General features: G+C 39.7%; 16 protein-coding genes and 1 pseudogene. 9 read left to right on the top strand and 8 right to left on the bottom strand.

Features of this window, described 5'->3' with window-relative positions:
* The first annotated feature begins 126 nt into the window (after positions 1-126).
* The 5 genes from FDK13_RS19970 to FDK13_RS19950 are packed head-to-tail and all read left to right on the top strand — an operon-like array spanning position 127 to position 5,095.
* Positions 127-879, top strand: a complete 753-nt coding sequence (locus tag FDK13_RS19970) for a class I SAM-dependent methyltransferase (RefSeq protein WP_137341770.1) — start codon at positions 127-129, stop codon at positions 877-879.
* Positions 866-2,038 carry an amidohydrolase family protein gene (locus FDK13_RS19965; RefSeq protein ID WP_137341769.1) on the top strand — a complete coding sequence of 391 codons (1,173 nt, stop codon included), beginning with the start codon at positions 866-868 and terminating at the stop codon, positions 2,036-2,038. The genes FDK13_RS19970 and FDK13_RS19965 overlap by 14 nt, the downstream gene beginning before the upstream one ends.
* Positions 2,035-3,036 carry a polysaccharide deacetylase family protein gene (locus FDK13_RS19960; protein ID WP_137341768.1) on the top strand — a complete coding sequence of 334 codons (1,002 nt, stop codon included), beginning with the start codon at positions 2,035-2,037 and terminating at the stop codon, positions 3,034-3,036. The genes FDK13_RS19965 and FDK13_RS19960 overlap by 4 nt, the downstream gene beginning before the upstream one ends.
* A complete protein-coding gene (locus FDK13_RS19955; RefSeq protein ID WP_137341767.1) occupies positions 3,029-3,979 on the top strand; it encodes a GNAT family N-acetyltransferase in 951 nt (316 codons plus the stop codon). The genes FDK13_RS19960 and FDK13_RS19955 overlap by 8 nt, the downstream gene beginning before the upstream one ends.
* A gap of 18 nt (positions 3,980-3,997) precedes the next feature.
* Complete coding sequence (locus FDK13_RS19950; protein WP_137341766.1) at positions 3,998-5,095, top strand: glycosyltransferase family 4 protein; 1,098 nt, start codon at positions 3,998-4,000, stop codon at positions 5,093-5,095.
* On the opposite strand, the gene FDK13_RS19945 is transcribed toward FDK13_RS19950, so the two are convergent.
* The 6 genes from FDK13_RS19945 to FDK13_RS19920 form a co-directional block, all read right to left on the bottom strand.
* Positions 5,074-6,147, bottom strand: a complete 1,074-nt coding sequence (locus tag FDK13_RS19945; RefSeq protein ID WP_137341765.1) for a glycosyltransferase — start codon at positions 6,145-6,147, stop codon at positions 5,074-5,076. The two genes, FDK13_RS19950 and FDK13_RS19945, sit on opposite strands and share 22 nt — an antisense overlap.
* 27 nt (positions 6,148-6,174) lie before the next feature.
* Positions 6,175-6,885, bottom strand: a complete 711-nt coding sequence (locus tag FDK13_RS19940) for a sugar transferase (RefSeq protein ID WP_137341764.1) — start codon at positions 6,883-6,885, stop codon at positions 6,175-6,177.
* A 220-nt stretch (positions 6,886-7,105) separates the two neighbouring features.
* Complete coding sequence (locus tag FDK13_RS19935; RefSeq protein WP_137341763.1) at positions 7,106-8,536, bottom strand: SusD/RagB family nutrient-binding outer membrane lipoprotein; 1,431 nt, start codon at positions 8,534-8,536, stop codon at positions 7,106-7,108.
* A gap of 30 nt (positions 8,537-8,566) precedes the next feature.
* A complete protein-coding gene (locus tag FDK13_RS19930) occupies positions 8,567-11,854 on the bottom strand; it encodes a SusC/RagA family TonB-linked outer membrane protein (RefSeq protein WP_229216124.1) in 3,288 nt (1,095 codons plus the stop codon).
* A gap of 686 nt (positions 11,855-12,540) precedes the next feature.
* Positions 12,541-12,963, bottom strand: a complete 423-nt coding sequence (locus FDK13_RS19925) for a hypothetical protein (RefSeq protein ID WP_137341762.1) — start codon at positions 12,961-12,963, stop codon at positions 12,541-12,543.
* Positions 12,964-13,245: 282 nt separating this feature from the next.
* Positions 13,246-14,226: a GlxA family transcriptional regulator gene (locus FDK13_RS19920; protein WP_137341761.1), complete on the bottom strand. Its 981-nt coding sequence runs from the start codon at positions 14,224-14,226 to the stop codon at positions 13,246-13,248.
* 130 nt (positions 14,227-14,356) lie between these two features.
* On the opposite strand from FDK13_RS19920, the gene FDK13_RS19915 reads away from it, so the two are divergent.
* The 3 genes from FDK13_RS19915 (at position 14,357) to FDK13_RS19905 (ending at position 16,371) form a co-directional block, all read left to right on the top strand.
* Positions 14,357-14,842, top strand: coding sequence for an SRPBCC domain-containing protein (locus FDK13_RS19915; RefSeq protein ID WP_137341760.1), 486 nt, complete (start codon positions 14,357-14,359; stop codon positions 14,840-14,842).
* Positions 14,843-14,903: 61 nt separating this feature from the next.
* Entirely contained in the window at positions 14,904-15,344 is a 441-nt protein-coding gene (locus tag FDK13_RS19910; RefSeq protein WP_137341759.1) for an SRPBCC family protein, read from the top strand.
* A gap of 595 nt (positions 15,345-15,939) precedes the next feature.
* Positions 15,940-16,371 (top strand): hypothetical protein, encoded by a 432-nt coding sequence (locus FDK13_RS19905; protein WP_229216122.1) that lies wholly within the window; start codon positions 15,940-15,942, stop codon positions 16,369-16,371.
* A 164-nt stretch (positions 16,372-16,535) separates the two neighbouring features.
* Here FDK13_RS19905 and FDK13_RS19900 read toward each other — a convergent pair whose 3' ends face one another.
* Positions 16,536-18,410 carry a M1 family metallopeptidase gene (locus FDK13_RS19900; RefSeq protein WP_137341758.1) on the bottom strand — a complete coding sequence of 625 codons (1,875 nt, stop codon included), beginning with the start codon at positions 18,408-18,410 and terminating at the stop codon, positions 16,536-16,538.
* 373 nt (positions 18,411-18,783) lie between these two features.
* On the opposite strand from FDK13_RS19900, the pseudogene FDK13_RS19895 reads away from it, so the two are divergent.
* A pseudogene (locus FDK13_RS19895) lies at positions 18,784-18,963 on the top strand (helix-turn-helix domain-containing protein); the annotation flags it as partial.
* Positions 18,964-19,077: 114 nt separating this feature from the next.
* Here the strand turns inward: FDK13_RS19895 and FDK13_RS35850 are convergent.
* Positions 19,078-19,299, bottom strand: a complete 222-nt coding sequence (locus tag FDK13_RS35850) for a hypothetical protein (protein ID WP_220417392.1) — start codon at positions 19,297-19,299, stop codon at positions 19,078-19,080.
* Positions 19,300-19,328 lie beyond the last annotated feature (29 nt).

Below are 19,328 nucleotides of genomic sequence, written 5' to 3'. Positions count from 1 at the left end.
CAACCAGTACGATGACAAATACACGCGGGTTGCCTGAGCACAGAAATAAAAAACAAACGCCGGCAACCTTCGCGCGCGCTTGCACGTAAGTACTTTAAACCTGATAGCCTTACTAACATCCGACTCGTGATTGCATTCCTGAAAAATTATCTAAGACAAAACATTTTCCCGCCTTCTATCAAAGAAACAGGGGCTGTCGAAGCCTATGATATCTGGTCGGAAAGTTATGATGATCAGCCGGGAAATCTGATGCTGGATCTGGATGAAATTCTTTTTAACCGACTTTTGACAAAAGAAATGGTTGAAGGCAAAAAAGTAGCGGATATTGGATGTGGAACAGGGCGCTACTGGACTAATATACTGAAAAACAAACCATTGACTTTAACCGGGTTTGATGTTTCGGCAGGTATGCTTGCGCGTTTAATCGAAAAATTCCCGGCTGCGCAAACCCATCAGGTCACCGACGATCTTTTTTTGGATACTGTTCCTGAAAGTTTTGATCTGGTCATTTCAACACTTACTGTGGCACATATACCTAACATTGAAGCGGCTTTGCAGGCCTGGTGCCGGATATTGAAAGAAAACGGAGAAATTATTATTACCGATTTTCATCCCGGAACTTTATCACAGGGAGGAAAACGAACTTTTCGGCATCATAAAAAACACATCGCCGTTCAAAATTTCGTGCATCTGATCAGTACGATTGAAAACATTTTGCTGAAAAACAATTTCAAAATGGTTGTCAAGCAGGAAATCATGATCGATGAATCCATGAAGCATTACTACGCAGACCGGAACGCAATGCATGTATATGAAAAATACAAGGGCTTTCCCATTATTTACGGCCTGCATCTAAAAAGAAGCGATGATATTAAATAATGTGCGGGTAATTGAAAACGGCAAAATGGCCAGTATTAAAATCTTTGACGGTAAAATCGAAAAGGTTGGAGAAGACCCTTTTCAGGATACTGACAAACTGCTGCTAACTTTTTCGGATGCCATAATTTTTCCCGGACTAATTAATTCCCATGATCATCTGGATTTTAATCTTTTTGCAGCTTTGGGAGATACACAATACAACAGCTACACCGAATGGGGAGGTTATATTCATAAAAATTATAAGGAAGAGATTGCGTCGGCACTTAAAGTGCCTTTTCCGCTTCGTGAGCGTTGGGGATTGTATAAAAATATGCTTTGCGGGGTGACGACGGTCGTAAATCACAGTGAAAAATTTACTGACCAGACAGAGCTTATTAACGTGATTGAAGATTTCCAAACACTGCATTCCGTTCAATTTGAAAAAAAATGGCAGCAAAAACTTAACAATCCGCTTAAAATTAGGCAACCGGTTGTGATTCATACGGGCGAAGGAACCAACCAGGAGGCACACGAAGAAATCACCAAACTTATCCGTTGGAACCTGCTTAAAAGAAAACTTATTGGTGTACATGGCGTTGCGATGTCAGCTAGGCAGGCCGTGTATTTTAAAGCTTTGGTATGGTGCCCCGAGTCGAATTATTTTCTTCTCAACAAAACCGCCCGGATCAAAGAATTAAAAAAACATACAGCTGTTTTATTTGGAAGTGACTCTACGCTTACCGGCTCCTGGAATATTTGGGATCACATGCGACTTGCCAGAAAAACCAGTATGCTCACCGATTCTGAATTATATCAATCCCTTACGGGCACGGCGGCTGATGTATGGAAACTAAACACTGGAAAAATTACAGAAGGATTTGACGCTGATCTTGTTGTTGCCAGGCAAAAAAGGAATGACACTGATTGGGATACCTTTTATAATTTAAATCCGGAAGATATTCTGCTTGTTATTCACAAGGGAAAAATCCGGCTTTTTGATGCATCTTTATTTGAACAGCTTCCGAATCTCAAATCGCAGTGGTTTAGTAAGATTTATTTGGGAGATCGTATAAAATATGTTCAGGGAGATCTTGCCGATCTGGTGGGAGAGATAAAAAAGTACAAGCCAGATGCCAGTTTCCCCATGCGACTTTCTGCCAATAACGATTCTGAACAATGAAGATCCTGGTCAAAATAAAAGCTGTCTTTCGAAAGCTGCGCTATATCATGTGGGATTTAATTCATTTTTCTGGTCTTGCCAATCGTCATTACAAACAGTCCAAAGGATGCAGAATTTTGCTTTACCATGGTGTTTGCAGCCAGGATCCGACCCGCTTTAATACGTTGTTTGTGACAAAAGAAGCGTTTGAAAACCATTTGAAATTTTACAAAAAGTATTTCAACGTGGTTTCTCTGGAAGATTTTTACGCCGGTCGTTTCGCTACCGACCGGTTTAATATCTGCCTTACTTTGGATGATGGTTTTGCCAATAACTACCATTACGTTCTGCCGCTCCTGGTAAAGTACCAGATACCCGCCACTTTTTTTATCACAGCAATACAGGCGTCAGGTTATTCGATTTTATGGAATGATCTTCTGGCGCTTGCCGGTACATATGGTCCTGAAAAATTTAGTTTTCAGAATGAAGATTACTATAAAAACAGACATGGAAAGTATTATACCATCGATGGCAAAAGCCTGATTACAAAACTCCGTTCGTCCGGATTTAATTTGAAGGCGGCATTGATCGATCAATTGTGGCCGCTATTGGACATTGAAAAAATGGATGAGCAAAAGGAATATTGGATACAGATGCGTGAAGAGCAGATCCAGTCGCTTTCCGCTTCGCCTTATGCTTTGATTGGTTCACATGGATATTATCACAATGACTTGTCGCAGACCGACTTGCAGGATGCGACTAAGGAAATAGTTTTATCAAAACAATATTTGGAAAACCTGATTGGGAAGGAAATCACCAGTTTTGCTTTTCCGTATGGTTCTTACCACGGCGAGTCTTTGAAAGCAGCGAAAAATGCCGGATACAAAATGATTCTGGCAACCGATTTTCTTAATAAAGAGGATCATAATGATGATTTTATGAAGGAAAGACTGACGATCAATCCATTCATTTCGACCGCCAATCAGCTTTTTGCCATCATAAAGGGAAACTATGCGTAGTGCAGCACATCTTGTAGAGAACTACCGTTTTGAACGGTTAAGTCATCAGGGGCTTACTGACCTTGCATGGCTCTATAAAGCAGTTTACAAAAAATCATTATCCCTTGATTATCTGGCCGCTAAATACGATTCGGTCTATACTGGGCACGTTTTTATTGGTTATATAGCTTACGATCAAAACGGTTTACCTGCCGCTTATTATGGCGTAATTCCATGTTTCATGTCTGTTTCCGGCGTACCGCTTTTGGCAGCTCAGTCAGCAGATACGATGACGCATCCGGATCACCAAAAAAAGGGTTTATTTTTCGAGCTGGCAACCATGACCTATGTGCTTTGCCGCAAAGAGCATATTCGCCTTGTTTACGGTTTCCCTAACCAAAACTCAACGACTGGTTTATTTAAGCTAAACTGGCAAAAGATTGGAGAACTGGAAAGATTTACTTTTCCGGTTAATACGCTTCCTTTGGAAAAAATCGCTCGTCAATCTGTTTTTTCTCAAAAGCTGTATCGCCGGTATGCAGGGATAATTTTAAAAAAATATATTATTGAAAATCAGAACCTTACCAAGTTCCCTACGCCCAGTGAACATGTGGTTCTGTTAAAAAGTGATCAATATATTCAGTACAAAACCTACAACGAAAGCCGGACCATTAAAATCGGGAACGCCTGTGCCTGGATCAAAATCCAGAATGGTTTGATTATCGGAGATATTTCCGGCTTTGATAATGATTTTGAAGAAGTAATCCTGCAATTAAAAAAGCTTTGTGTCAAACTTGGAGTTCATCAATTACAGTTTCAGGAAAGTACAAAAAACCGGTTGCACAAGTTACTGAAAGGGCACGTTGATCCGGCCGCTTCTTTTCCAATTATGATTAAAGATCTGGGTTCGGGGATTGATGTTTCCAAAATCCAATTTTCATTCGCTGATATTGATATTTTTTGATCTTAAAACAGGAAATCAATGAAATTTATTTTCGCCAGCTATGTGTATACGCCTGAATTTGACGATCCCAGGTCATGGCTGATCCGGATCAATGCCTACACGGGAATTCCGGAAGCGTTGAGTCAGGATAACGAGGTTATCAGCATTGAACAAATTAATTATGAGGGACATTTTCATAACAAAGGTGTTGATTATCATTTCAAGCGATTCAGTCAAGGTGCTCTGCGTTTTTTCCCTTTTAAACTTAACACCTATATTAAATCGCTCCAACCGGATGTTGTTGTGATTCAGGGCCTTCATTATCCGTTTCAGGTGATTCAATTGCGTCTGCTTCTTGGTAATAAAACCAAAATCATCGCACAGAATCATGCTGAGAAACCATTTGGCGGGCTAAAAAAGTATTTGCAAAAACTTGCGGATCTTTGCATCAACACCTATCTTTTTGCATCACATCCGATGGGTATGCAATGGATAAAAGCTGGCAATCTGGCTTCTGCTGAAAAAATTCATGAAGTTATGGAAGTCTCTTCTGTTTTTTACCCTATGGAAAAAGAGGTCGCCAAAGCTCGGACAAATGTGAATGGAAATCCTGTATTTCTATGGGTAGGCCGCCTGAACGCAAACAAAGACCCACTTACGGTTATCAGCGCATTTGTGAGGTATCTGGAATTAAATGAGAACGCAAAGCTTTACATGCTTTATCATACCGAGGAATTGCTTGAAGAAATAAAAAGTCTTCTGGGTGTGCGGTATAAAAACTCGGTAATCCTGGTTGGAAAAGTACCACATGCTGATCTGTTATACTGGTTTAACAGCGCGGATTTTATACTTTCCGGATCTCATTATGAAGGCAGCGGCACAGCCATTTGTGAAGCAATGTCGTGTGGTTGCATTCCCCTGGTAACTGATATTCTTTCTTTTCGTATGATCACCAATGACGGAGCTTGCGGAATTCTTTACGAACCCGGAAATGCAGACGCCTTACTTTCCGTTTTAAAAAAAATTGAGGAAATCGATATTGAGGCAAAACAAAGAATCACACTGGACTATTTCCAGGATCATCTTTCCTTTCAAGCCATTGCTTCACAAATCAATCAGATTGCAGGCTCTTTATAATTAAAAAGCTCCATCATTTTTTCTGCATTTTTACTTATCTCGTAAGGCATTACCGGCTCGGATGTTTTGCGCGGATTGTTTAAAATATCACGAACTTCACTAGCCATATCGTCCACATTATCAACAATATGCCAGTTTGGTATCTCTTCATTCATCGGCTTTACAAAACTGATTACACCCGCCCCCGCATAAAGTGCTTCCAGACAAACCGCGCCGAAACCTTCATAAGCAGAAGTGTGAAGGAAAATTTGAGACCGCTGCATCAATCCCAGAACTTTTGAATGAGGCAGCTCTCCGGGCAATGAAAGCACGTCTTCGAGATTGGATTCTTTGCAAAGCATCTTTAATCGTTCCAATTCAGGTCCGTCGCCGCAGATCATTGTTTTCAAGTAAGGGAATTCAGGTTTTAATATTTTAACAACTTCAACAAATAACTCATACTGTTTCAACTTAATCAGTGACCCGGCTCCCAGAATAGTTATATTCCTGTCTTTTGCTGCCGATTGAAATAACGCTGGCATAATACCTACCGGAATAATATGTTTCGGTTTGATGGAATAATTTCTCTCAAATTCCCTAACCAGAAAATCAGATAAGGCGATCAGATCTCTCCCTTCCGGTCGTATCCACTTTACATATTTATTGCCCGCTCTGGCATCTTGTCCCAATAGCCAGCAGTAGTGTTTTAGCTTTTTATATTTTGAAAATAAATCAGAAACAAATGCGCATTCGCCAAGCCAAAAACTAAGCAAACCGACGATTTCATATTGCTCATTTAACCGCAGCAATGTTCGCCAAACCTTTATCCAGATCGCCAACCGGAACATTTTGCTCTTACTTTCACCTCCGAAGGCTATGACTTTTACACCGTTCCAGTTATATTCCGATTTAAAAAACGGATATTGAAAGGCCAGCACAATAATATTAAGGTTTGGAAATTTCAACTTTAAGCCTTGTACAAACTGCTGTTGCGGAGAAATGCAAGTGCTGTCGTTTTCGTCTTTTGGAAAACCCGGACTCAGGATCACAAATGTTTTTACCCTTTGTCCCATCGTAGTTAATTATTTATTTCAAACAAACTAAACCTGCGCCGTACATGGCAAGGTCTGATCCACACGGGTCCCTATTCGCTTATTCTGATTACCTCTGAAAAACGTCACTTTTATTGTCCTAATGATTATTTTAAGATCAAGTATGAAAGAATACGTATCTGTATAAATCAGATCAAGGGCTACTCTCATTTCAATCTCCTGGCTGTCTGTGAAATCCCCTTTGTATCCCTTTACTTGCGCAAGTCCGGTAATCCCTGGCCTGATTTGATTTCTGCGCTGGTAATTTTTTACGATCTGCTCAAATTTAACATTGTCACTATGCATATGTGGTCTTGGCCCAACAATGCTCATATCTCCTAAAAGTACGTTAAACAGCTGCGGCAGTTCATCAATACCATAAATCCTTAACCACTTGCCTATGCTGGTAATCCGGCTATCATTCTCCCGGGCCGCAACAGTATCCGACTGATCGTTGATATACATAGTGCGAAACTTGATACAATTAAATGCCTTATTGCGCAGTCCTGTACGTTTTTGAATAAACAAAACCCCTCCTTTGGAGTTAAGAACGATCAGTAATGCCACCAAAGGGAAAAGCCACGGAAAAATCAGGACTACCAACACTAGCGAAAATATGAAATCAAAAATGCGTTTAATTCTTTTCTCTGATACTGATTTCCTGACGACGTGTGCGGGAAGTTCTAATGCAACAACATCATCATACGTCTCATTCTCCATCTTTTCCCGGTAATGTTTAAATCAATTACGTGGACTATTTCATTTTGGTTGCTTTAAACAGGAAAAGAAATCAGATCATTTATTTCACCTGCAATAAACGCGTCATTGGTAATGATGTGTTAGATAATTAGCTCAAAACAAATAACTCCCGGTAAATTTTGCCGGGAGTTAAAACATTAATAGTGCAGTAATTTTATTCCAGATCCTCAGATCTCATTCCTCACTGATAGATGGGTAATTTTTGAAACTGATCTAAAATAGGCGTTGGTACATTCGGATTTGTATTGATCTCGCTTTGCGGATATATAAACCTTTCCGGTTTCTTTGCACCTGCATAAAGCGGAATCGGCAATTGTACCACAGGCTGAGCTTTTTCCAAACGGCGGATGTCGTTAAAAGCTTCATATTGCATCAAAAAGGAAATGTAACGCTGACTGATAATTTCATATAACAAGGCGGTCTGAACTGTTGTTTTATGCGTGATATTAGCCAATCCGGCAGTACCGAAATCATCCAGAACGTAAGCATCATATTTTCTTCCCGTAGCTGCAAATGTTTTTCCATTCATATACCCGCCAGCCAGACTGCTGCGAACCAGGTTCAACGCCGCCAATGCCTTGTCATTACTACCCAGACGAGCCTGGGATTCTGCAATGATTAACTGGTTTTCATAGTAGGTTAAAAGCGGATGAGGCGCATCGAGTGTAAAAGCGCCATCAACCACATTCGGATCCAGACTTCCTGTTCCGGTAATCCCAACAGTTATAAAATGATTGTAAAGCGCTGTTTCATCTGTTTTTGTATTAACCGAACCGATGCGGGATTGCAGTATTGTTGGAATATAGGCATTATCAAAACCGGTGTCACCAGGACGGTTCAGCTTAAAGAAAACATAGTTCAGATTGGCATCAATTCCCTGGCTGCTGCCATGCGGAATCAGTGCATCTCCGCTTGTGCTGTTAATGCCCAGTGTAGCGTTGGCCACCGCTTTTGTATAATCTCCTGTATGCAGATAAAGCCGGGCTTTTAATGTGTAGGCAGCCTTTGTCCATTTGGAAACGTTCCCTCCATAAATAAAATCCTGCTTGGAAAATGAAAGCCCGGCGGTAGCGGAAAGATTTTTAATTGCATCATCCAGTGTGGCTTGCAGTGCCGTATAAACATCAACTTGTTTGTCAAAAACCGGCGTTGGATATTTAACATCATCAAAAGCTTGACTATAAGGCACATCACCATACAAATCCGTAGCTTTGGCAATGAGTAATGTCTCCAGAATCTGCCCCACTCCTTTTGTCCATTTATCACCTGCGGCGTCAGCTTTGATTTGAATTAGTCTGGCCTGACCAGCTACCGGATAAAGCGGATCCCATGAGAAATTCTGCGCTGAAACAATATAATCTGCGTAACCCTGGTGCTGACGACTAAGTCCGTTCAATGCTCCTGCCCATATCGCCGAGATACGAACGTCTGTATCCTCATGCAGCTCCGAAACGCCTACCAGCGTTCCTGACAAGAGTGTGGCCACATCCACATCCGTTACGGCATTGGGATTGGTTTTAATATCGCTTTCATTGAACATTTCTTTACATCCGCCCAAAAGCAAAAGCACCAGCAGGGAAACTGTATTTTTATATGCAAATATTTTTTTCATAATTCTGGAAGTTTAAGTATTGGAAGCTGTCTAATACGTGATTTTCAAAGAAAACAAGATCGATTTTGTATTAGGATTGGTAAACCAGTCCTGGCCGCGTGAAAGGCCTGCCCCCGTGATATTTACCTCCGGGTCAGTTCCTGTGTACTTGGTCCACAATACCAGGTTACGTCCTGTCAGACTGAAATCAACGCTGGATAAATGAGTAAACCGTCGGAATTTTTCACTACGCAGACTGTAAGATAATGTCGCCTCACGCAAGCGGGAAACACTTCCGTCTTCAATAAACTGTTTGTAAGAAGCAGAGTTAAAAGAGGTTCCCCGTCCCTGATACCAGGCCTGGTTGAGCGCGACAGGCCCTGAGCCGAAGTCCTTGATTTCTCCCTGAAACTTAGTCCCTGCTGCAATAGTCTTTCCTTCAACATCCTTGATGCCGCCGGCAGGAGCCACGGCAGTATTGCCCTGATCCGCATGGACACCAAAAGTATAAAGCGCCCCTCTCGTTCCGTTGTAAAAATCATTGCCCGCTACCCGGTCAAATAACAGATAAAGGGAAACACCTTTCCATGAAAATGTACTACCCAAACCTCCACGCCATTTGGCATTAGGATTACCAATTATTTCATTGCTTGTACCGCCCTGAGGGAAGCCGTTTGCATCCAGAACGTATTTACCGGATTCATCTTTCAGGAAATCAGTCGAATAAAATACACCAAAAGGCTTGCCCGCAATAAGTGATGCATTTTCCTGGTAACTATCAGTTAAAGTCTGGGATTCTGCTCCGGCAAGTGATACTACTTTGTTACGGTTTAAGGAAAAATTTGCTGATAAATTCCACTTGAAATCGCCAAGCGTAATCACATCGCCGCCGGCTTCAAATTCTAATCCTTTATTACGAATTTTGGCTGCATTGATGTTACGGATCGAATACCCTGTTTCCACAGGAACGTTAAGCGAAAGAATTACATCCTTGGTATTATTATCATAGGCAGTTCCTGAGAAACTGATCCTGTTATTTAAAAAGCGAAGATCTACACCCACTTCACTTTCAGTTTTTCTTTCGGGCCGAAGCAGATCATTTCCCGCGGTAGAACTACGTGTATACCCGCCCGCATATAATGCACTGGCAGATTGCAAACTACCCGCATAGGCATCTGAATAGGAAGAAGGAGAAAAGGAAGTAAAGTTTTGGTAAGGCTGAGGCTGAATACCAACCTGTCCCCAGGTCAGGCGAAGTTTACCAAAACTCAATGCTGAACTGTTGTCCAGACCTTTTAATTTAGTGAACTGCCAGGCCAGTGCCGCTGATGGGAAAAAGAAACTGCTCTTGGTTTTAGAACCAAAAGTAGAGGCACTTTCGTTACGGCCGGTCAATGTCAAAAAGAGCATATTATAAGCCTGCATTTCTGCCTGCGCATAATACGCGTATGTCCGGATTAAAGAAGTATAGTTGTAGGCAGTAAGATTTGAGTTAAGGGCGTTAGAAAGAATATCGGGTGCTGACGGCACAATCAAATTGGTAATTCCGTCCTGAAGAAGTGTTTTTCTGCGGTTATTATAATTAACACCCACCAAAAACGACCCGTTGAAATTGTTGTTGAAAGTCTTGGTTGCATTGGCAAAAACATCGGTATTAAACTGCTTTTCATGTATCCAGCTTTTTGATAAAAAACCGCCCAGATATGATCCTGAATTACGTGCGAATCTTTCAAGACGATCATCCAGGAAATTATCAATTCCTGCCCGGCCTGTTATAGAAAGCCAGGAAGATGGTGTGATGCTTAATTCAACATTGCCCATAGTTCTGTCTACATCAGTCGTATTTTTGTTGTTATGGATATTCCAGATCGGGTTAGAATAAATGGTACTCTGATCAACGCCCAGTGGATTCCGGAAGGAAACGTGGGCATCATTAAAAATTTGTCCGGCTGGATTCGTGTAAGTCCCGGTGTATAAATTATTATTAAAATCTCCGGGTGTACGCATCGCATCAAGTAAAATACCATCCAGGTTATCGCCTTGCTGCACCCTTGATGAATAGGTTTTGGTATAAGCCATATTGGCCGAAGCACGGAACCAGGATGTAAACTGACTGGTAACATTAACTCTTGCCGTATTTCTGTTGTAGGTACTAAACTGTTTTACAACCCCATCCTGATCCAGATTAGAATAACTCAGCATGAAATTAGTTTTGGCATTTCCCCCGCTTATGTTAATGCTGTTATCAATAAAATGGCCGGTCTGGAAAGGATCTTTCGCATGGTCCCAGGTTTCGGTTGAATTTTTCCCTCCGTGTGGATTTGCCGTGGTACCCCCACCGATAGCATAACGTTTGGAGCCGTCGGGAAATGTCAGATAACCGTTATAACCGGCCGCACCCGGAGCAGTAATGAAAGTGTCTTCACCACCTTTCCGATCCGAGATCAAATCCCCGAAAGTGAATTTGTTACCTTGTTTATAGAGTCCGCCGGTGCCCTGTCCGTAATTTTGCTGAAGTTTATGCATCTTATTCACCCGGTCAAAAGAAACCGTGGACTTGAAGGAAATGTTAACTTTGCCTTTTGAGTCCTTTCCCTTTTTTGTGGTAATCACAATTACACCGTTAGCGGCGCGCGTTCCCCATAAAGCGGCTGCAGAAGCACCTTTGAGCACTTCCATACTTTCGATATCCTCTGGGTTAATATCGTTGATACGGGACTGCTGCACAATACCATTTCCGGCGGCAGTACCTGTGTTGTCGCTTGAATTACTGACAGGAATTCCATCAATAATAAATAATGGCTGGGCGTTACCATTAATAGTATTCTGACCACGGATCTGAATGTAAGCGCCTGCTCCCGGATCTCCCCCGTTTCGGGTAATAAGTACACCCGATGCCTTGCCGCTCAATCCCGTCAAAAGACTGGTTTCGCCTGATTTTGCAATGTTTTTTCCACTAACCGTTGAGACGGAGGAAGCGAATTTATCCCGTTCTTCCTTTAACCCAAGCGAGGTAATGATCACTTCATTTAATTGGCGCGTATCAATTGTTAACTTTACATCAATAACCGCGCGCCCGCTAATTGTTTCCTCAACAGTCACCATTCCAACTGCGGAATAAACCAGAATACTGGCATTGGCTGGCGCCATCAAAGTGTAAGTTCCTTTTGTATCGGTTATGGTTCCAATGTTGGTCCCTTTTACAACAACCGATACACCGGCGAAGCCATCAGCCGCATCTTCGGCCGATATAATTCCGGTGATTTTTCGATCCTGACCATAAACGGCCAGACAGCTCATGCCAAAGCAGAGCAAGCTCAGTAATAGAGTTTTTCTCATCTAAATAGTTAGGTTAAATAATACTGAAACGAAATTTAATATTATGTAATGATTAATTTTACATACAATATTTTACAATAACCAATAATTTCAATATTATATTTTTATTATATAATAATATTTAAAATTAATTGAACTATTAAATTCTTTTTGAAACAAGTAACCTGAGAGAATTAAAATTACCGCGTAGCAATGCAATATTAGCCGCGACTCAAAATGGGTTATTTACAATTAAATTTTTACTAAGTAACTCATTTACACCATAAAATAAATATATAAGTAAGGATTATTATATAATTTAGTTCGTAAATAATTTACACTTTAATTCTTAATATTCCAAAAATTACACCATCTGGGGAAATTCGGCAAAAAGTCTCCGACTTAATAGAAATTGACAGTTTATAACAGAAAAAAATCCAAACTTACACCTATATACGTTTCCAGTCTCGTCAATTTTGTATTTTTTATAATTTATCTAATGGTTAGAATTATAGTTCTAACGGTGGTTTTGATAAAGGTTGATGGGATTACAAACTATGAGTAGCAATGGAATACTTTTCCTTAGTCTGAGGTTTTTTAGAAGAATTTAATTAGAAATTGAGAAGGTAAGTAACTGGTTCCTTTTAATTGAAGATATTCGGTATCAGTTTGGTCTAAAAAACAATATTGTTAAGCCAAACCATTAATCAGGGATGAATAATAAACCGAACCTTCGTCTCCTCTGAAATCTTAGGAATTATAGCATAAAACGGAACTTCTGAAAACACCGTTATTCCATCTTTATTAACTACATATTGAACATCAAAATATATTTCGCCAGAAATGCAGTAGCTTTTTACGCTTTGCCTGGCAATATAACCTGACATAGGGGTTCGAATTCGCCCGGCAAGTAAGGTCTTATTTGAAAAATCTATTTTTTCCTGCCTGTCGACTATATACTTTTTATAATCTTCATCGGTTCTAATGACCAGGGTTACCAGGCTGTCATTTGGATTGATAATACTCTGAAAATGCCTTAGACTTTCTACCTTCTCATAGTCAATTAGTCCGTCATGGCAAACATATACATAAGGCTCACTTGGTTTGCAGTTCCAAACCAGTATTAACATTAAAAATGGAAACGTAGAAGCAAGGCGCCTAATCAAGAGTCGACTTAAAATTTCCATACAAATTAATCCTTAACGGTTTCTCATGAAAATAGAGAACGGCCAAAAAAGCGCGGACACAACGGCCCTGTTCCAATTCGGTTTGTCCTTTAAAGATTCCTTACCACAATACCACAAAAGTATAATCCCGGATAATACCAATAATGAATTCATAATTCTGGTTTTTAAATTTGGTGAATATTCAAGAAAATTTATACTTTTTTCTTACAAATCCCAAATGTTACACTACAAAAAAACAGACTCCTTCGTATACTTTGCCTTATAATCCAATGGCGAGAGACCCGTTATTTTTCGAAATACTTCCCTGAAAGCCTTATCATCGGAATAACCCACTTCACTCATTACTTCAAAAATACTTTTTCTTCCTTTCTCCAAAGTCTTTTTTGCAACCTCCACTTTTACGCGCTGTAAATATTCTACGGGTGTATTGCCCACAGCTTTATAAAAACGTCTGTCAAAATTTCGCCTGCTTATTGCAAGCTTTAAGGCAAGATCGCCGAAAGAGATTTTTTCGCTCAAATTTTCTTCGATGTAATTTTGCGCCTTACTGACAATTTCATCACCATGATTTTTCTGTGCCTGGAAAATAAAAAAAGGCGATTGCGAAGTTCTTTCAATATCAATCTGAAAAACCTTTGAGCAGAAAATAGCGGTAGACCGGTCATAGTATTTTTCAACCAGAAATAGCATCAGATTCAGAAAGGAATAGGCACCTCCATTTGTGTAAATACCCGGCTCAACGGTAAGTAATTTATCGGGTTGAAGATTAACATTTGGAAAAAGACGCCGGAAATCATCGGCTGCATTCCAGTGCGTCGAACAGCTTTTTCCTTCCAACAAACCAGTCGCGGCCAGTAAAAATGCACCCGTGCAGATACTGGCAATTTCAGCGCCGCCTTTATATTGTTCTCTGATCCAGTTAATAAGTGTTGCATTACTCCTGATCACCTGATCGTATTCGTGCGAAACCGAGGGAATAATTAAAAGATCGGTTTTCTTAATATCGTTTATGTCAACCGGATGAATTGAAAAAAATCCGGCATCAAGTTTCAATTCCGATACAAAACCGGCAATCCGAACTTGCATCATAGGTCTATTTCCATTCTTTTGCCAATATCCCTCGGCGCGATTGAGAATTTGAAATGCACCGGCAATACTGCTCAGATTAGCGTAGCCTTCGGGAACAACAATCGTAACTTGTTTCATCGCGGTTTTCTTACAAAGGTAGAAATTCAAGTTGTCCAAATCAACCCACCAGAAAGTCCATTTTACACCCTAACGTTTTGATAATTAGACAATACATTTGTGATATTGATAACCTTTTAATCAAAATAAAATGGCTGCATCAAATTTCACAACTACACTAACGGTAGACCAATCTCCAAAGGAAGCATTCAATGCCATCAATAATGTTCGCGGATGGTGGTCAGAGGAAATTGAAGGAAATACAGACAAGCTGGATGATGAATTCGACTATCATTTTGAAGATGTCCATCTTTGCAAAATGAAGTTAATTGAAGTCATTCCGGACAAAAAGGTTGTTTGGCTGGTGCTTGAAAATTACTTTAAATTTACCAACGATAAAAGCGAATGGATAGGTAATAAAATCAGTTTCGAAATTGATGAAAAAGATAAAAAAACGCAGATTCGGTTCACTCAGCAAGGTTTGACACCTGAATACGAGTGCTTTAAAATCTGCCAAAATGCATGGACACAATATATTCAGCATAGCCTGGCAGACCTGATTTCGAAAGGAAAAGGTCAGCCCAATGCCAGTGGTAAACCAACAACCGAAGATGAAGAAAGGCTTCGTTCATCATAGATATTGCATAGTTACCGGAAATATGGTTTTTATAATAATCAATAATGATTAAAAAAATTCCATGAACGATTATCAAAAAAGCATTATCGTAGAAAGACCGATAAATGAAGTCTTCGCTGCTGTAACAGAACATATTTCAGATTGGTGGAGCAATGATCTGACTGGTTCGGCCAGTCAGATCGGTGATCGATTCACTATTGCATTTGCCAAGACTAAAAAAACAATGGAAATTTCCGAAGTGATACCGAGTGAGAAAATAGTTTGGACTTGCATTGAGGCATATATTGACATGGCTTCTTTGGAAAACAAGTCCGAATGGGAAGGCACTGAGTTAATTTGGGAGTTCACTAGTGTTCAGCAAACAACCGAATTGACTTTTCTGCACAAAGGCTTAAATCAAAACCTTCAATGTTACGACGTCTGTGAAAACGGTTGGAATACATTTCTTGCAAGCCTGGAAATGTACCTCAAAACTGGTAAAGGAAAACCTAATTTAAAGTAAGAGCAAGAGAATTTACAAGATTTCGCAATTCAATAAACTTCTACACAAACTACATCTGTTTGAGGACCACTTTTGTCCCAAACAGACGCCGCTGTTCATACATTTAATGCCCTAATGTTTGATGTCATTATAATGCACAAACTCTCCTCTTATAATGTAAATATATAACTATTTCATTATATACACTTTCTTCCCCAAGCAGGATTATCAGAATTTCGCTCGCAAAAAAATATCCGAAAATTTCATCAAAATCGCACTCTAAATAGTACTATTTAAATAAAAAGCCTTACAGATTTAAAGATATTTCAAGTTACCCGAATTTTTCATAAACTATTGATTAACAATAGACGTTTAGTAATAAATGGAAGTATTTAAACAAAAATAAAAAGATAATTATTCAATCATTCACATAACTATTTTAATAACAAAACGGATTGAAATAGCATAGTAAAATTCAGGTCTGATTCAGAATTTTGACTTGACACTCAAAGGTAAAATTGTACTATAACAATTTACAATATTTTCTACACGGAAAAACTTTAAATGTTCTACAATTTTATTTACTAAGCTATTTGATCTTTAAACCAGTAAGATTATGACACAAGAACAAAAATATACAGCCAAATCTCCGCTATCGGATCTTAAAAATTCGTTTCAGAATTTTCTTTCGACCTATACAAAAAAAGGTAAATCCAAAGGAGAGCAGAACATCGTTTCTGAAAACCGTTACTCAGTATTATATACGTTGAAAGCACAGTATCACCATATTGGCTGCTCTTCTCAGGCAGAAGCACAATCGGTATTAGGACTTTTGATGACAGATGGAAATCGTATTCCGGTAGGAATTTATGATGAAAAGACTGACTCATTTGAATGGGAAATCATCGGACAATATTTTCACAGCCAGGATTCTGACAGCGACCAAAACAGCCGTCTTGATGAGATCCTGACAATCTCCCGCGCTTTACGCCGCAGAGATTCAAGCTGGCAACCTGGTTACCTTCAAAAACCAAGTTTCTTCGCGTAAGGATTTGATAATTTTTCATCTTACAATTGATAAAACATAAAGGAAATCTTAGTCGGATATCCTGAATACTGAGGCACCTGCACATTTAAATGCGCAGGTGCTTTTTGTATATCAACCTATTTTAAAATATATTTTACTCATTATCTATATATTACAAACAAAAATCACTTCGGCGACACCCAAATATTATTTTCAGGCTGCACATCCAGATCAAACGCAGTACCCAAAATTATTTTTTCCAAACGTTTAGTGGAGACTACACTAACCGTCATTGTTTTATTTCCCTTCGACCAACACACAATGCTTGAATCGACTGTTTTCTGAGTACCATCCTTGAAATAAACCGTCAGATGAACAGGCACAGCCAGGTTCCCCAGATTTGAGATCCTGATCTCATGTTTTTTTGGAGTGCTATTCACTTTACTGATCGCCAGATCCGGCACGCCTTTATCGAAAAACCAGCTTTTCCAAAACCAGTTCAGGTTTACACCAGAACCGGTATTAATACAATTGAAAAAATCGTGGGGCGTAGGATGTTTGCCCTTCCACTGCTCAATATAATAATGCATCGCTTTGTTGAACAAGGCATCACCCAGCATCTCCTTTACATAAAAATAACCCAGTGCAGGTTTCAGGTTTTTTGCTACATATCTGGCACGCCCGGCCAATTGAGGCGTCAGTGTCATAATAGGCAATTCTTGCTCGGAACCCACCACCGCATTGGCATCGGTTACATCATAATTTAATTTGACCGTAGAATCAATTAACGGATGCAGTAAAAATTCAGAAAGTGTCGCAAAACCTTCATCCATAAAGGAATATTTCGTCTCGTTTATCCCTACATAAAATGGAAAAATGCTATGAAAAATTTCATGTGCCGTGAGCTCTATGGCTTCCTGTGGCTTTTCAAGCGGACTATTTACAACCATCATCGGATATTCCATTTCGGTAGGTCCGTCAAAAATGGTTTCGTGTGAAAATGGAAAAGGTACAGCTGGAAATCTATTACTAATTAGATCGACAGTCTTACATCCATACTTTATGACAGGCAGATATTCTTTATGGTCTGGATTAAAAACGGCATCCACCCGCGTGCGTCTACCCGTAACCGGATCCACGATTAAGCTGGATGCTTTCCACACATAATGATTGCTGATTCCAAAAGCGAAATCCGTAACATTGTCGGCTTGAAATTCCCAGGTTTTAACCGGTTTATTGTCTGATAAAGAACCCGTTTTAAGATCAGCCTCACTGATAATATCAACGACCTCATCACTTTTATTTGCCTGATCGATTAGACTTACATACTTCGGTTTCAAAACCTGAGTGGCATTTTTCAGCTCACCCGTAGCCCAAACCTGGTAATCACCCGGAACCGTAATTTCTGTTTTAAACTGGCCAAAATCGTTGTAAAATTCATATTGACCCGTGTACGGATATTCGTTCCAGCCGTCAATATCATCGTACACGGCTATACGCGGAAAAAAGTAAGCGATAAAAAAAGCACCTGAATCAATCTGACCGCCTCGGATAAAGGAGCCACGGTTCAGATCATACGAATAGGCAATATCAAACTGCACTTTTTGTTTGGGTAGTATTTTACTGCTTCGTACAGTCATATTTGTACCTCTGATACTGTATTGTTTTGTATCAAGTTCCTGACCGTTTAAACTGAATTTTTCAATCGCAACGCCGTCTGTTAAATCCTGCGCCTGCACAGGAACGGCACGTATGGATTCCTTCTGATAAATATTGGGGTATAGTTTAAATACAACTTTACTCAGCGTATCAGGACTATTGTTGACATACTCAATCGTGATAACACCTTTCAATTTTGCAGTCGATGGATCGAAATTCACCTTGATATAATAATCAGATCTGTTTTGCCAATAGTTTTTTCCTGGCGCACCATTTGGGTCGCGCTGCTTTTTTATATAGGATTTATTAATGTTAGAGGCTACGGGCAAAGCAATTTGCGCACTGACATTTTGATAAAAGAATATGCTAAAAAACAGAAGAAATTTCAAAGTTTTATTCATTAAGCAAAGGGTTTACAGATCGTATTAATTATCAGCAAAAACGCCATTAACAAGCCAGAATTGCTCTGATCCACAAATAAAAATAACGGCGCATTAAAATATTCCGGAGACTATATTAACTACAAAGGCTTAAATGTTGTTCGAAGACTTCATGATTCAAAATCAGATCCACCATGGGATTTAAAAGTTATAGAGACCGAAACATTTTTCCGGCCACACAACTGGATAACAATCTGCAAAACGAAATTGATATGATCGTATAGAATAGATAAGAATTTCATCTGCAAAAAAAATGGTTAACGATTACGTATCAAATCTTTTTGTATCCCCTAATTACCTTAACGAAGTGGTTAAAAAATGAACTGGTTTCACCACAAGTTATCACATGCAAAAGTGGGTCGTTCTTGAAGCAAAAAGACTGGCTTTGAATCCGGGAATAAACATGAAAGCCATTGCCTTTCAGCTTGGCTGTGAAGATGTCGCCTATTTCAGCAAATTCTTTAAAAGCTGCAACGGAACCAGTTTTACAGAATTTCGAAAAAAAATAATATGATGCAGGACCAGGCGGATATGCTTTTAAGACCTCACCTGATGCCACTATTTTTGATTAAGAGATATCACAATCGGAAAGCAGAGGCCATTAGCATTTGCTCTGATCTTGGTATGCCTATTTTGAGAGCAAGCGGCTTTCATCATGAACACCCAACAAAAAATCTGTATCATACAAAGTTTGTACCGACATGCCTTTTTCATTCGCTCTAACGGACGCTCTTCTTTTCATCAAAGTACGTCCCCAGGTATCTGGCATCGAATCCAGAAATATTCCAAAGTTTTCTTTCTGATTTGGGTATTGTACACCGCCAAACCACGCAATATCAGGATCCAGCAATAATTGCTCACTGGATGTTATCCAATCAT

Origin of the sequence: Dyadobacter frigoris, assembly GCF_005280585.1 — a bacterium.
GTDB lineage: Bacteria > Bacteroidota > Bacteroidia > Cytophagales > Spirosomataceae > Dyadobacter > Dyadobacter frigoris.
The sequence above is the reverse complement of the archived record's forward strand: the minus strand, read 5'-3'. Positions and strand labels throughout refer to the sequence as shown.